This is a genomic window from Micromonospora sp. NPDC049081, from assembly GCF_040648835.1.
GTDB lineage: Bacteria > Actinomycetota > Actinomycetes > Mycobacteriales > Micromonosporaceae > Micromonospora > Micromonospora antibiotica.
Window position 1 is genome coordinate 19,234 of record NZ_JBEZEK010000017.1, and the last position, 13,205, is coordinate 32,438.

10 protein-coding genes are annotated in these 13,205 nt (G+C 71.5%); 3 read left to right on the forward strand and 7 right to left on the reverse strand.

Features of this window, described 5'->3' with window-relative positions; genetic code table 11:
- Positions 1 to 28: 28 nt before the first annotated feature.
- Positions 29 to 3,055 carry a glycoside hydrolase family 9 protein gene (locus tag AB0B63_RS22545; RefSeq protein ID WP_357021786.1) on the reverse strand — a complete coding sequence of 1,009 codons (3,027 nt, stop codon included), beginning with the start codon at positions 3,053 to 3,055 and terminating at the stop codon, positions 29 to 31.
- 646 nt (positions 3,056 to 3,701) lie between these two features.
- On the opposite strand from AB0B63_RS22545, the gene AB0B63_RS22550 reads away from it, so the two are divergent.
- The gene (locus AB0B63_RS22550) at positions 3,702 to 4,106 is read left to right on the forward strand and encodes a VOC family protein (protein ID WP_357021789.1); all 405 of its coding nucleotides are present in this window, start codon (positions 3,702 to 3,704) and stop codon (positions 4,104 to 4,106) included.
- Positions 4,107 to 4,249: 143 nt separating this feature from the next.
- Here the strand turns inward: AB0B63_RS22550 and AB0B63_RS22555 are convergent, their stop codons facing one another.
- Complete coding sequence (locus AB0B63_RS22555) at positions 4,250 to 5,392, reverse strand: GNAT family N-acetyltransferase (RefSeq protein WP_208570750.1); 1,143 nt, start codon at positions 5,390 to 5,392, stop codon at positions 4,250 to 4,252.
- 89 nt (positions 5,393 to 5,481) lie between these two features.
- Positions 5,482 to 6,183, reverse strand: coding sequence for an amino acid-binding protein (locus tag AB0B63_RS22560; RefSeq protein ID WP_208570749.1), 702 nt, complete (start codon positions 6,181 to 6,183; stop codon positions 5,482 to 5,484).
- Positions 6,184 to 6,334: 151 nt separating this feature from the next.
- Between AB0B63_RS22560 and AB0B63_RS22565 the strand changes: the two genes are divergently transcribed.
- Together AB0B63_RS22565 and AB0B63_RS22570 are read left to right on the forward strand one after the other, a co-directional pair.
- On the forward strand, positions 6,335 to 7,426 hold the full coding sequence (locus AB0B63_RS22565) for a phosphotransferase family protein (protein ID WP_357021793.1): 1,092 nt from the start codon (positions 6,335 to 6,337) through the stop codon (positions 7,424 to 7,426).
- A complete protein-coding gene (locus AB0B63_RS22570; protein WP_357021796.1) occupies positions 7,426 to 8,637 on the forward strand; it encodes an acyl-CoA dehydrogenase family protein in 1,212 nt (403 codons plus the stop codon). The genes AB0B63_RS22565 and AB0B63_RS22570 overlap by 1 nt, the downstream gene beginning before the upstream one ends.
- A 153-nt stretch (positions 8,638 to 8,790) precedes the next feature.
- Here AB0B63_RS22570 and AB0B63_RS22575 read toward each other — a convergent pair whose 3' ends face one another.
- The 4 genes from AB0B63_RS22575 to AB0B63_RS22590 form a co-directional block, all read right to left on the reverse strand.
- Positions 8,791 to 9,837 carry a LacI family DNA-binding transcriptional regulator gene (locus AB0B63_RS22575; RefSeq protein ID WP_208570746.1) on the reverse strand — a complete coding sequence of 349 codons (1,047 nt, stop codon included), beginning with the start codon at positions 9,835 to 9,837 and terminating at the stop codon, positions 8,791 to 8,793.
- A 91-nt stretch (positions 9,838 to 9,928) separates the two neighbouring features.
- Positions 9,929 to 11,362, reverse strand: coding sequence for a GH1 family beta-glucosidase (locus tag AB0B63_RS22580; RefSeq protein WP_208570745.1), 1,434 nt, complete (start codon positions 11,360 to 11,362; stop codon positions 9,929 to 9,931).
- Positions 11,359 to 12,201, reverse strand: coding sequence for a carbohydrate ABC transporter permease (locus tag AB0B63_RS22585; protein WP_204924033.1), 843 nt, complete (start codon positions 12,199 to 12,201; stop codon positions 11,359 to 11,361). Before AB0B63_RS22585 ends, AB0B63_RS22580 begins: the two co-directional genes overlap by 4 nt.
- A gap of 10 nt (positions 12,202 to 12,211) precedes the next feature.
- Entirely contained in the window at positions 12,212 to 13,180 is a 969-nt protein-coding gene (locus tag AB0B63_RS22590; RefSeq protein WP_204924032.1) for a sugar ABC transporter permease, read from the reverse strand.
- Positions 13,181 to 13,205: the final 25 nt, after the last annotated feature.

The following is a 13,205-nucleotide window of genomic DNA, read 5'->3' on the forward strand; positions in this document are numbered from 1 at the left end:
TGCGGTGCCGGCCACGTCAGGTCGATGATCAGGAGACCGTGCAGGCCGCCCCGTTGAGGGTGAAGCTCGTCGGCTTCGGGTTGCTGCCGGTGTGGGTGCCGTTGAACCCGATGCTGGTGGACGCGCCCGGGGCCAACGCCCCGTTATAGCTCATGCTGGTCGCCGTCACCGCCGCCCCCGTCTGGGCGAACGTCGCCGACCAGCCCTGGCTGACCTTCTGACCGCTGGTCGGGAAGGTGAAGGCCAGGCTCCAACCGTTGAGCGCGGTCGTACCGGTGTTGGTGATGCTGATGCTGGCGGTGAAGCCGTTGGTCCAGTCGGTGGTGGTGTAACCGACCTTGCACGACGAGGCGGGCGTGGTCGGGGTCGGGGTGGGTGTGGGGGTGGAGGTCGGCGTCGGGGTCGGCGTCGAGGTGCCCGGCAGGGTCTGCACGGTGAGCGTCTTCGACGGGGTGGACGGGTTGCCGGCGGCGTCCACCGCCACCACGTAGAACCCGTACGACGTGTCCGGCGTCAGCCCGGTCACCTGGGCGGTGGTGCCGGTGCTCGTGGCGACGACGAGATGGGCCGGCCAGGACGTCTTGTAGACCCGGTAGCCGGTGACCCCGACGTTGTCGGTGGACGGCGTCCAGCTCAGGGTGACCCCGTTCGCGCCGATGTTCGACGCGGTCGGGGTGCCGGGCGGGGTCGGCCCGCTGGTGTCCGAACCGGTGCCCGCCGGGGTGGCCACCGCGAGCGCCGACGACCACAACGAACTGTTGCCGGCACCGTCGCGCGCCAGGACCGAGAACCGGTAGTTGCTGGCGGGCGAGAGCGTGGTCAGGGTCAGGCTGTTGGTGGTGGTACGGAAGGTGGAGCGCACGTCACTGCCGACCGGCTCCATGGCGACGTCGTAGCCGGCCACGCCGCTGCCACCGGTGTCGGTGGACGCGGGCCAGGTCAACGTCAGGCCGGTGGGCGTGATCGCGGAGGCGACCGGGGTGCCGGGGACGGTGGGCGGGGTGGTGTCGGTCGGCGTCGAGGTCGGCTCGTCACCCCAGACCCGGGTGGTCCCGGCGTACAGCGGCACCTTCGGGTTCGGGCCGGCGGTGGCCTGGTACGACGGGTCGTTGGTCGGATCCCAGGTGCCACCCTCCGGTACGCCGATCTTGAACTGCACCTCCATCCGGTGCTGCGACTGCCCGGCCGGGGCGATCGTGTAGCCGGTGCAGTCCACCTCGACGTACCAGATGTCGCCGGAGAGCTGCTTGGCGGTCGACGGCGACGGGCACCCCTGGGTGTAGCCGGGGGTGACCTGCACGGCGGTGCTGCCCTCGGGCCGGAAGTAGTAACGGAACTTCCCGTTGGTCAGCGCCCGCGCCGGGAACGCCGACTTGTTGTAGACGACCGCCTTGAGCCCGGTCGCCCGGGGCTCGGCCTGCATCACCGTGGTCTCCACGGTCAGCTCGGGGATGTCCGGGGTCTCCGCGGTGGGGAAGTTGGCGAGCGGGGCGCCGCCGTACTCCTGGGAGAGCCGGGCCAGCGCGGAGGTGAAACCGGCGTTGTAGTCGGTGGCCACCTCGTTCATCACGTAGTCCGACCGGCTGTCGGAGTAGGCGTCGTTGGCCGAGGACGGGCCGCCGACCAGCGCGCCGTAGAGCACGTGCCGGGTCTCCACCGGCACTGTCTGGCTGTCCCACCAGGAACCGTGCGCGGTGCGGTGGTGCGGGTTCTTCGGCGCGTTGGCACCGAACCCGATCATGTAGCTGGACTTGCGCGGGTTGTCGCCGAGCGCGTAGTTGACCTGCCGGACGGCGAAGTCGTGGAACCGGGCCTTGCGGGTGGCGTCGGTGGTCTTGTCGCTGTAGACCAACGCCGCGAAGCTCGTGTTCGCCGCATACCGCAGCGCACCCCAGGAGTCGAGGACGGCCATCCCGCCCGGCGAGTAGGGCACCTTCTGGCCGTTGACGCCGACCGTCCAGTAGTCGAGCCACCGGTTGGCGTCGTCCACGTACTTCTGCTTGCCGGTCAGGTTGGCCAGCAGCACGTACGCCCCGAACTGCTTGTTGTCCCAGGCGAGGGTCCACTTGTAGGACCGGGTGGTGGACTGCGGCTCGGTGCCGAGCTTGTCGTACTCGCTCTCGGCCTTGGCCAGGTAGGCGGCGTCGCCGGTGGCCCGGTGCAGCCAGATCGCGCCCCAGACCAACTCGTCCTGATAGCCGCTCCACGACTTGTAGAAGCTCGTCGCGTCGGTGATGCACTCGTGGTAGCTCTTACGCACCGTGTCGGCGAACGTGTAGAGCTGCTTGGCGTGGGTGAGCAGCTTGTCGGCGTAGGCGGCGTCGGTGGGCCGGAACACCATCGACGACGCGGCCATCGCCGCCGCCGTCTCCCCCGCCAGGTCCGCACCCCCACAGCTCGCATCGATCTTGTACGCGGGCCGCGCCATCGGCAGCACCTCGGCCGGACCCCACCACTTGTGGTCGTCGTCGCCCTTACCGACCTGCCCGTAGAGCACGTTGGCCGAGGGGTGCGCCTTGATGAAGTAGTCGTTGACGAAGCGCAGGTTGTTCAGCAGTGGAGTGAGCTGGCCTGACGCGACGTACCCGTCGCGGTACTCGACCGCACCCCAGGCCAGCATGGTGGCGCTGAACGCCATCGGAAAGCCGAACTTCACGTGGTCACCGGCGTCGTACCAGCCGCCGGTGAGGTCCACCCCGACGTCCGCCCCGTCGGTCAGCGCGGAGTCGCCCCGCCAGGAGACCCGGTTCCAGGACGGCTTCTTGCCGGACTGCTGCGCCTCGTAGAACAGCAACGACTTCTGCAGCGCCTCGGGGTAGTTGAACATGCCGGTGCCGGCGGCCTCGGCAACCGTGGTGCGCTCGGCAGCCGCGCGCTCGGCAGCGGCGGGAGCAGCCCCGGCGCGCTCGGCCCCAGCGGGAGCGGCGCCGGCGGTGAGCGGGAGGGCGCTGACGGCGAGGGCCAGCCCGCTGGTCAGGGCGACACCGGTGGCGAACAGGCGGCGGAGCCGAGGTCGGCCCCCGCCCGACCGGCCCGGCCGGTTCGGGTGCTGCATGGCGAAACTCCTGTCGGTGGTGCCTCCGGCGGCGCCCACCGGACGCGGGGACGGGGGCGTCGCGGGTGGTGAGCGCCGCCGGAGGCGGGTGGTGGTGAGAGAACCGAAGGAGTCGCGGGAGCGCTCCCATGGATGTGCGCCAATGTAATCGTTCGGTCATCGGTTTGTGAAGGGGCCAACCCCTACGACACCCGGAAGAGCCCCCAATGCGTCCCCCACTCGCCCGCCACGCTCATCCCCACCACGCGCGTCCCCACTCGCCCCACGCTCTTCCCCGATGCTCGCTGACGACCGGCCCATCCCTCCCCGTGCGGGGCACGTCGGTGGGGTGGGCGACGTCGAGGCCAACCAAGATCGCGCTCGTTCCACGATGTAGTGGCATCTCACCGTTACGAGCCCACTACATCCTGGATCGAGCACGATCTTGCGCGGGAAACACGGGAAACACGCCGGGCACGGAGGGACACGCAGGGCACAGAGGGCGCAGGGCGCGAAGGAACACGCAGGGTGCGGGGAACACGCAGGGTGCGGGGAACACGCAGGGTGCGGGGAACACGCAGGGTGCGGAGGGACGGGGCGGGGGTGCGGAGTTGGGGGCGGGGATGTTCGTACCGGGGCTGGGCGTCGACGTGACTAACCTGGATCAATGTCGATGATCGAACAGGTGTCGTTGGGGGTGACCGACGACCGTCGCGCCGGCCGGTTCTGGGCCGAGGCACTGGGTTACGTCCGTCGCCCACCCCGCTACCCGGCGGACGAGTGGATCGTCCTGGAGCCGCCGCCGGGTACCACGGGGGTGGCGCTGGCCATGGACGTCAGCGAGAGCCCGGTGACGGAGTTTCCCCGTATCCACCTCGACCTGCACGCGGGTGACCGGGACCTCGACGACGAGGTGGACCGGCTGCTCGGGCTGGGTGCCGACCGGGTCGACTGGCCGCACTATCCCGCCGTACCGGAACCCGGCCAGCTACCGTACGTCGTGCTCGCCGACACCGAGGGAAACCGGTTCTGCGTCTCGGGGCACCGCCGGGCGGGCACCTTCTTCGGCTGATCCGGGGCATCGCGCCGGACATGGGCAGGGCCCCCGCACCGGGGGCCCTGCCTGTGCACCGTCCCCCGCATCGGAGTTCGGCCTTGCACCGGGAGGAATGCCCCCACCCGGTGCCGTACGGGTCGTCTCGATGGTCGGTGGGGTCAGCAGATCCCACCGTTCGTGCTGGTCGGCCGGGTGCCGCCCACGCTCGTGCTGGGGCGCGGGATTCGGCCGGTGACCGGGACGCCGGCCAGCGGGACGCCGGTAGTCGGTACGCCGGCCAGCGGGACGGTGACGGTGAGCACGGTGCCGTCCCGCTCGACCGTCGCGGGCCGGCCCAGCCGGGCCAGTGTCCGCACCATCGGCGTGTTTTCGGCCTGGGTGTGCAGGACCAGCGCCGCGTAGCCGGCCCGCTCGCCGTGGGTCAGCAGCCGGCGCAGCAGCGCGGTGCCCAGACCACGTCGCTGCCAGTCGTCGCGGACCAGTAGCGCCACCTCCGCCTCGTCGCCCTCGGCGAGCAGGTTGGCCAGCGCGACGACCGACTCCGCCGCCCCGTCGGAGCCGGTCGTCGTGGCCACCAGGGTCAGCCCCCGGGCTGGTTCCAGCAGGCGGCGCAGCCGGGTCGGCGAGGGCAGCGCCGCGCCGCTGAGATACCGCCGTTGCCGGCTCCGCGCCGAGCAGCCCTCGTGCAGCTCCAGCACCCCGGCCAGGTCGTCGGCGGTCGCCGGCCGGAGGGACAGTTCCGCCCCGTCGGGCAGCACCAGGGTCACCCGGTCGGCTTCCCGCCGGGCCACCGCCGCCGCCAACTCCACCAGCGCCTGCGCCCGCGCGTATTCCGCCGGGGTGAAGCTGGGTGCCTGCCGGCGCAGTTCGTAGGAGCCGCCGGTCGGGTCGGTCAGCAGCATGGTGGTGGTGCCCACCGCGTCGTGCCCGGTGGCGGACGTCGGTCGCCAGGTCACCTCGTCCGCGCCGAGGGTGGCCCGGAGCACCTCACCGGCCTGTTCCGGGTCGCCGACCAACCGGGTGGCCAGGCCGAGCACCCGGGTCGGCTGGTCGGCCAGGCCACGCGCCTCGCTGCGCGCCACCCAGCAGTTGCGACCCCGGCCCCGCTCGACGGCGGCGATCAGGTCCGCCTCGTCGAGCGCGTCCGGCGCGTCGACGAGGAAGTCGTCCACCGCACCGACCTCGGTGGTGTGCACCTGCACGGTGAGGATGTTGACTCCTCGCAGCGCGAGACTCGCGGTGAGGACCGACAGGTAACCCGGCCGGTCGTCCACGGTCGCCCTGACTCGCCACAGCGCCATGCCCACTCCCTTCCCCACCACGAAGCCTGCCCGGGGCCTGTTGCCGTGGCGTTGCCCGGTGGTGTCGCACCGGCAACCGTTCGCCCAGGTCAGGTGACGGTGGTCACCGACCGCGGGCCGACCAGGTCGAGCCGGTCGCCGAGGATCACCGCGCTGGCCCGGACCAACTGGGCGAGCCGGTCGACCTCGGTGGCGTGGAACCCGGCGGCGGTCAACGGCTCGGTGTGGTCCCGGGCAACCACCAGCACCAGCCCGGCCCGGCCGAACGGCGCGATCGCGTAGTGCGTGCCGTCGGCCATGGTCAGGGTGCGGGCCCGCAGCGGGGTCACCTCGGGCAGCCGGGGCGGCTCCGGGGCACGCCAGCTGGCGTGCCCGACGGTCGCCGTCCCCCCGCCGGCCCGCGAGGCCCAGTCCAGCGGTACGACGGCCGCCACCGCCCAGTCTGCGGCGAGCAGCCCCGGTACCGCGTCGACCAGGGTGGCCACCCCGTCGGTGGGGTTCGCCGCCACCTGGGCGAGCAGTTCGGCGTCCTGACCGGTGGTGGTCGGTGCCCCGATCGCCCGCCACACCCCGTCGACGCGCACCCCGGGGATGGCGGCGAGACCGGCGAGCAGGCCCTCGACCCGGGCGGCGCCCGGCCAGACCACGGTGAAGTCGTCGACCGCGCGGCCACCGAGCCGTTCCAGCACCACGACCTGGACGATGTCGGCACCGGAGACGCCGAGCGTACGGGCCACCTGGCCGAGTGTCCCGGGGCGGTCCGGCAGGGTCACCCGAACTCTCAGCAACATGTCAGTCCCTCCGCTCGGCGGGCCGGCCGCACAGGGCCGGCAGGCTGTTGCCAGCCTGCCGGTTGACCATTTCGCCCCTGTTGCCGTGGCATGTCCCCGGCGGAAAATGGCTGACCTTGACAACCCGGCTGACCTGCCCTCAACTATTCGGATGACCGAGCCGGCCGTCGACGCGTCCCCCGGCAGCCGGCCCGGGCCGCCGTACGCCGCACCACCGGGGCTGGACCTCGACCGGTTGCACGGCTGGCTGGTCGCGCACCGGCCGGAGCTGGTGGCCGACGGGCCGCTGCGGGCCACCCTGATCACCGGCGGCAAGTCCAACCTGACCTACCTGCTGCACTGCGGCGGACGCGAGGTGGTGCTGCGCCGCCCCCCGCTGGGGCACGTGCTGGCCACCGCGCACGACATGGCCCGCGAGCACCGGGTGATCGCCGCGCTCGCACCGACCGCCGTGCCGGTGCCCGAGGCGCTGCTGCTCTGCGCCGACCCGGCGGTGATCGGCGCACCGTTCTATCTGATGCAGCGGGTGCCGGGCGAGGTGCTGCGCACCCGGGCGCAGACCGATCCGCTCACCGACGGCCAGCGCCGCGACCTGGCCTGGGCGATGATGGACACCCTCGCCGCGCTGCACACCGTCGACCCGGCCGAGGTGGGGTTGGCCGACTTCGGCCGCCCCGAGGGCTACCTGGGCCGGCAGGTACGACGCTGGGCCGGCCAGCTCGACCGGTCCCGCAGCCGGGAGTTGCCCGGGGTGGACGAGTTACGCGACGCGCTGGCCGCCTCGGTGCCCGAGGGCGTCAACGCCGGTCGGATCGTGCACGGCGACTACCGGCTGGACAACCTGCTCACCGCGGTCGACCCGGTGTCGGTGCGGGCGGTGCTGGACTGGGAGATGGCCACCCTGGGTGACCCGCTGGCCGACCTGGGGCTGCTGCTGACGTACTGGGACGTGCTCGGCGACAGTGATCTCGCCGAGGGCAACCCGGTCGCCGACGGGCTCGGCCCGCGCGCGGGCTTCCCCACCGGCGGCGAGCTGATCGACCGGTACGCCGGGCGCAGCGACGTTGACGTGGGGCCGCTGCACTGGCACCTGGCCCTCGGCTGTTTCAAGCTCGCGGTGATCTGCGAGGGCATCCACTACCGGCACACCCTGGGGCAGACCCTCGGCGGTGGGTTCGACCGGATCGGCGACATGGTGACGCCGCTGGTGGAGCACGGTCTGCGCGCGGTCAGGGGGAACTGATGGACTTCGGGTACGACGAGCGCACCGTCGAGCTGCGGGAGCGGCTCGGCGCGTTCCTGGACGAGTGCGTCCTGCCGGCCGAGCCGGTGCACGCCGCACAGGTCGCGGCGGCGGGTGACCCGTGGGCCCGGCCCCCGGTGCTCGACGAGCTGAAGGCCGAGGCCCGCCGTCGCGGCCTGTGGAACCTCTTCCTGCCCGATCCGCGCTACGGCGCCGGGCTGACCAACCTGCAGTACGCCCCGCTCGCCGAGCTGACCGGGCGCAGCCCGCACCTGGCCCCCGAGGCGGTCAACTGCGCCGCCCCGGACACCGGGAACATGGAGCTGCTGGCCGAGTTCGGCTCCGAGGCGCAGCGCGACAGGTGGCTCACCCCGCTGCTGGCCGGCGAGATCCGTTCGGCGTTCTGCATGACCGAGCCGGAGGTGGCCTCGTCCGACGCCACCAACATCGCCACCCGGATCGTCCGCGACGGCGACCACTACGTGGTCAACGGGCGCAAGTGGTGGTCGTCCGGGGCGATGGACCCCCGGTGTGGGTTGTTCATCGTGATGGGCAAGACCGACCCCACCGCCGACCGGCACCGTCAGCAGAGCATGGTGCTGGTGCCCCGGGACACCCCGGGGGTGCACGTCCGTCGGGGCATGACCGTCTTCGGCTACTCCGACGCCCCGCACGGCGGGCACGCGGAGATCGACTTCGTCGACGTCCGGGTGCCGGCGGAGAACCTGGTCGGTGCCGAGGGGGCCGGGTTCGCCATCGCCCAGGCCCGGCTCGGTCCGGGCCGCATCCACCACTGCATGCGGCTGGTCGGGATGGCCGAGCGGGCCCTGGAGCTGCTCTGCCGGCGGGCCAACGAGCGGATCGCGTTCGGCCGGCCGCTCGCCGAGCAGGGGGTGGTCCGGGAGTGGATCGCCGAGTCCCGGGTGCGGATCGAGCAGGCCCGGCTGCTGGTGCTCAAGACCGCTTGGCTGATGGACACCGTCGGCAACCGGGGCGCACACACCGAGATCCAGGCCATCAAGATCGCCACGCCGGCGATGGCCGAGTGGGTGATCGACAAGGCGATCCAGGGGTACGGCGGCGCCGGGGTCAGCCAGGACACCCCGCTCGCCGGGCTCTGGGCCCAGGCCCGCACCCTGCGGCTCGCCGACGGCCCCGACGAGGTGCACCGCTCGTCCCTGGCCAAGCGGGAGCTGCGCCGGTGGTCCTGAGCCTGCGCCGCCGGCCGTCGGCCCGGATCGGGAGCGGGCCACCAGCCGCACGGCGGGGCTGCCCGTGCCGCACGGCGGGTGCCGCCTGCGGCGAACCGTGCCATCGCCGGTCAGGTACGACCCCGGGGTGGAGGCCGGAACTGTCGAAGCGCTTCAGGTGGAGGCACGCTGGATGAGTTCGGTGTCCAGCAGGATGTGCGGGGTGGGGATCTCGTCACCCCGGATGCGGGCCACCAGCAGCCGGGCCATCTGCCGGCCCATCTCCTCCACCGGCTGGAAGACCGTGGTCAGCGGCGGGTCGGCCTGCTGGGCGACCGGGGAGTCGTCGAAACCGATGATCGCGACGTCCTCGGGCACCCGGCGACCCGACTCACGCAGGGTCCGCAGCGCGCCGAACGCCATCAGGTCGGAGGCGACGAAGACCGCGTCCAACTCGGGGCAGGCGTCCAGCAGCCGGCGCATGCACGCCGCGCCGCTGCCCTCGCTGAAGTCCCCGTAGGCGATCATGCGCGGGTCTAGCCCGCCGATGGTGGACTCCACCGCCTCCCGGTAGCCCACCAGGCGGGCCAGGCCGGCGCCCATGTCCTGCGGGCCGGCGATGGTGGCGATCCGGCGTCGGCCCCGCCGGGCCAGGTGCTGCACCGCGTTGCGGGCCCCACCGACGTTGTCGACGTCGACGAACCAGGACGGCCGTGCCCCGGGGCGCAGCATCCGGGCCGGCCGGCCGCCGAGCACGGTGGGCAGGTCGCGCTCCTCCAGCAGGGTGGGCAGCGGGTCGGAGTCGTGCAGCGACAGCAGCAGCACCCCGTCGACGTGCTGGTTGGTCAGGTGGTTCTCGACCCGTTCCCGTTCGATCGGGGACTGCACCATGGCGAGCCAGAGTTGCAGCGGCGTCTCCAGCAGGCCGGAGCTGACGCCCCGGACGATGCCGGCGAAGAACGGTTCGGTGAAGACCCGCTCCCCCGACTCGGAGACCACCAGGGCCACCGAGTCGGTGCGCTGGGTGACCAGTGCCCGTGCCGCCCGGTTCGGGACGTACCCCAGCTCGGCGATGGCCTGTTGGACGGCGGCCCGGGCCTCCGGGCTGACCTGGGGTGAACCGTTGACCACCCGGGAGACCGTGCCCCGCCCGACACCCGCGCGGGCGGCGACCGCGTCGAGGGTCGGGCGCCCGAGTGACCGGGTGCGTTGCGTTGTCATCGTCTCTCCTCCGACGTCGGACGGTCCCCGCCGTCCGCCCCCGGGGGCGGGCGGCGCGGCGGGGCCGTCCGGAATGCTGGCTGGCCTCTGCCTATTGTGCGGCCAGACCGTTGCGTCGGATCACCTCGGCGTACCACCTGGCGCTGGACTTGGGGATACGGGCCTGGGTGTCGTAGTCGATCCAGACCATCCCGAAGCGCTTGGTGTAACCCCAGGCCCACTCGAAATTATCCATCAGCGACCACGCGAAGTAGCCCCGCAGGGGCACTCCCGCACCGATCGCCTCGTGGGATGCCCGCAGGTGTGCGTCGAAGTAGGCCAACCGGTCGACGTCGTCGACCCGACCGTCCTGCACGGTGTCGACGAACGCCGAGCCGTTCTCGGTGACGTAGAGCGGCAGGTCGGTGTACTCCTCGTGGACCCGCCGCAGCGTCTCCACCAGGCCCGGGGCGTCGATCTCCCAGTCCATGTCGGTGACCGGGACACCCCGGGTGACGAACCGGACGTCCTCGCTGCCCGGCCAGCAGGACGGTGCCCGCCAGTACTTCTCCGGCTCCTCACCGGCGACCGGGGCGGCCACCACGTGCCGGCTGTAGTAGTTGACGCCGACCAGGTCCAACGGGGTGGAGATGATCTCCAGATCGCCGTCCCGGACGTGTCCGAAGTCGGTCACCTCGGCCAGGTCGGCGGTCAGGTCCGCCGGGTACGACCCGCGCAGCAGCGGGTCGAGGAAGAAGCGGTTGGCCAACCCGTCGATCCGGCGGGCGGCGTCGACGTCGGCGGGCGCGTCGCTGGCCGGGGTCACCGGGTAGAGGTTGACCGTGACGCCGAGCTGGGCCTGCGGCAGCTTGGCCCGCAGGGCCTGCACGGCGAGCCCGTGACCGAGCATGAGGTGGTGCCCGGCCCGGACCGAGTCCGCCCCGTCGGAACGCCCGGGGGCGTGCGCCCCGGAGCCGTAGCCGAGGAACGCCGAGCACCACGGCTCGTTGAGGGTGGTCCAGTACGTCACCCGGTCACCGACGGCGTCCGCGACCAGGGACGCGTAGTCGGCGAACCGACCGGCGGTGTCCCGGGCCGGCCAGCCGCCCGCGTCCTCCAGCGGCTGGGGCAGGTCCCAGTGGTAGAGGGTGAGCCACGGCTCGATGCCGTTGGCCAGCAGCTCGTCGACCAGCCGCCGGTAGAAGTCCAGACCCTGCTGGTTGGCGCCGCCGGTGCCGCCGGGCTGCACCCGCGGCCAGGAGACCGAGAACCGGTACGACTTGAGGCCCAGCTCGGCCATCATCCGGACGTCGTCGGGCATCCGGTGGTAATGGTCGCAGGCCACGTCCCCGGTGTGCCCGGAAACCACCCGCCCTTCGGTGTGACTGAACGTGTCCCAGATCGACGGGGTCCGGCCGCCCTCGGCGGCGGCCCCCTCGATCTGGTACGCGGCGGTCGCCGCGCCCCACAGGAAGCCGGGCGGGAAGGTCAGTTCCGGCCCCTGGTCGAGTACGCCGACAGCGGGCGGGTGGGTCGGGTTGCTCACGACTTGACGGCGCCTTCCATGATGCCGCCGATGATCTGGCGGCCGAACACGATGAACACGATCACCAGGGGCACGGTGCCGATGGCGGTCGCGGCGAACACCTGCGAGTAGTCGGTGTAGTAGGCGTAGGACAGGAACGCCAGCGACACCTGCAGGGTCGGGTTCTCGGGGGTGAGCACGGCGTACGGCCAGAGGTAGGAGTTCCAGGTCTCCATGAAGGTGAGCAGGCCGAGCACGGCGGCGGCGGGGCGCAACGCCGGCAGCACGATGTTCCAGAAGATCCGGAAGGTGCTGGCGCCGTCGACCCGGCCGGCCTCGATCAGCTCGTCGGAGATGGCCTGGATGGCGTACTGCCGCATCATGAACACGCCGAAGGCGCTGACCAGGAAGGGCACGGTCACCGCGTAGAGGGTGTCGTACCAGCCGAGGTCCTGGATCATGCCCCAGAGCGGGATCAGGCCGAGCTGGGTCGGGATCATCATGGTCACGATGATCGTCAGCAGCAGGGCGTTGCGGCCCCGGAACCGCAGCTTGGCGAAGGCGAACCCGGCCAGCGACCCGGTGATCACCACCGAGACGGTCACCACGGCAGAGACGATCACCGAGTTGAGCAGGCCGGTGAGGAAGTTCGCCGCGTCGTTGTCGAGCACCCGGCCGAAGTTCGCGCCGAACTCGCCGGCCGGGGTGAACGGCGGCGGTACGTCGTTGATCTGGTCGAGGCTACGGGTGGCGATGACCACCATGTAGTAGAAGGGGTACACCGAGAAGAGCACCGCGACGACGAGCGCGATGTAGAGCAGCGGACTGGTGCGCCAGAGGCGCTGGGATGCCTTGTTCACGGCGCGGTCCTCACTTCACCGAACGGCGGACGAGCAGGAAGTTCACCAGCGAGACCAGGGCGATCATGACGAACATGGCCCAGGCCACCGCTGCGCCGTAGCCGGCGGAGCTGAGGTTCTCGATGCCGAGTTCGTACATGTACATCGCCAGGGTCTGGAACTCGCGCTGGTCGCCACCGATGATGTTGCCGTTGCCGAAGACCAGCGGCTCGGTGAAGAGCTGGAGCCCACCGATGGTGGACAGGGTGACCACGAAGACGAAGGTGGGGGTCAGCATCGGCAGGGTGATCCGCCAGAACTGCTTCCACTGGTTGGCGCCGTCGATCGCGGCGGCCTCGTAGAGGTCCTTCGGGATGGCCTGCATGCCGGCCAGCAGGATCAGCGTGTTGTAGCCGGTCCACCGCCAGTTGACCATGGAGGCGATGGCCGTCCAGGAGCTCCACTTCTGGGCGTCCCAGTCGACCGCGTCGACGCCGACCAGGCTGAGCACCCAGTTGATCAGACCGAAGTCGCGCTGGAAGAGCATCCCGAAGACGATCGCCACCGCGGCGACGGAGACCACGTTGGGCATGAAGATGGCCATCCGGAACAGCGTCCGGGCCCGCAGGAAGGTGCGGTTGAGCATGGTGGCCAGGAAGAGTGCCAGGAGCAACTGCGGGATCGTCGACAGGATGAAGATGCCGAACGTGTTGATCGTGGCGTTCCAGAAGTACTCGTCGGTGAACAGCCGGGTGTAGTTGTCGAACCCGATGAAGCTGTGGTCACCGATGAGGTCCCAGTCGTGCAGCGACATCCACGCGGTCCGCAGCATCGGGTAGAACCCGAAGATGCCGAAGATCACGAAGAACGGCGCGATGTAGAGGTAGGGCGAGAGCTTCAGGTCGAGGCGGTTCAGGGTGATCGCCCGGCTGCGCCGCCGGGGAGGTGTGGGGGGTGGTGCGCTGGGCGACGGCGGCGCCGTCGTGGCCGAGAGGCTCATGCGGGGTCCTTTCCCGGCTCCGGCG

Excerpts from the sequence above, each read along its gene's own strand:
- AB0B63_RS22590 (WP_204924032.1), bottom strand. The coding sequence starts at position 13,180 with ATGAGCCTCTCGGCCACGACGGCGCCGCCGTCGCCCAGCGCACCACCC.
- AB0B63_RS22565 (WP_357021793.1), top strand. The coding sequence starts at position 6,335 with ATGACCGAGCCGGCCGTCGACGCGTCCCCCGGCAGCCGGCCCGGGCCG.
- AB0B63_RS22550 (WP_357021789.1), top strand. The coding sequence starts at position 3,702 with ATGTCGATGATCGAACAGGTGTCGTTGGGGGTGACCGACGACCGTCGC.
- AB0B63_RS22570 (WP_357021796.1), top strand. The coding sequence starts at position 7,426 with ATGGACTTCGGGTACGACGAGCGCACCGTCGAGCTGCGGGAGCGGCTC.
- AB0B63_RS22560 (WP_208570749.1), bottom strand. The coding sequence starts at position 6,183 with ATGTTGCTGAGAGTTCGGGTGACCCTGCCGGACCGCCCCGGGACACTC.
- AB0B63_RS22555 (WP_208570750.1), bottom strand. The coding sequence starts at position 5,392 with ATGGCGCTGTGGCGAGTCAGGGCGACCGTGGACGACCGGCCGGGTTAC.
- AB0B63_RS22575 (WP_208570746.1), bottom strand. The coding sequence starts at position 9,837 with ATGACAACGCAACGCACCCGGTCACTCGGGCGCCCGACCCTCGACGCG.
- AB0B63_RS22545 (WP_357021786.1), bottom strand. The coding sequence starts at position 3,055 with ATGCAGCACCCGAACCGGCCGGGCCGGTCGGGCGGGGGCCGACCTCGG.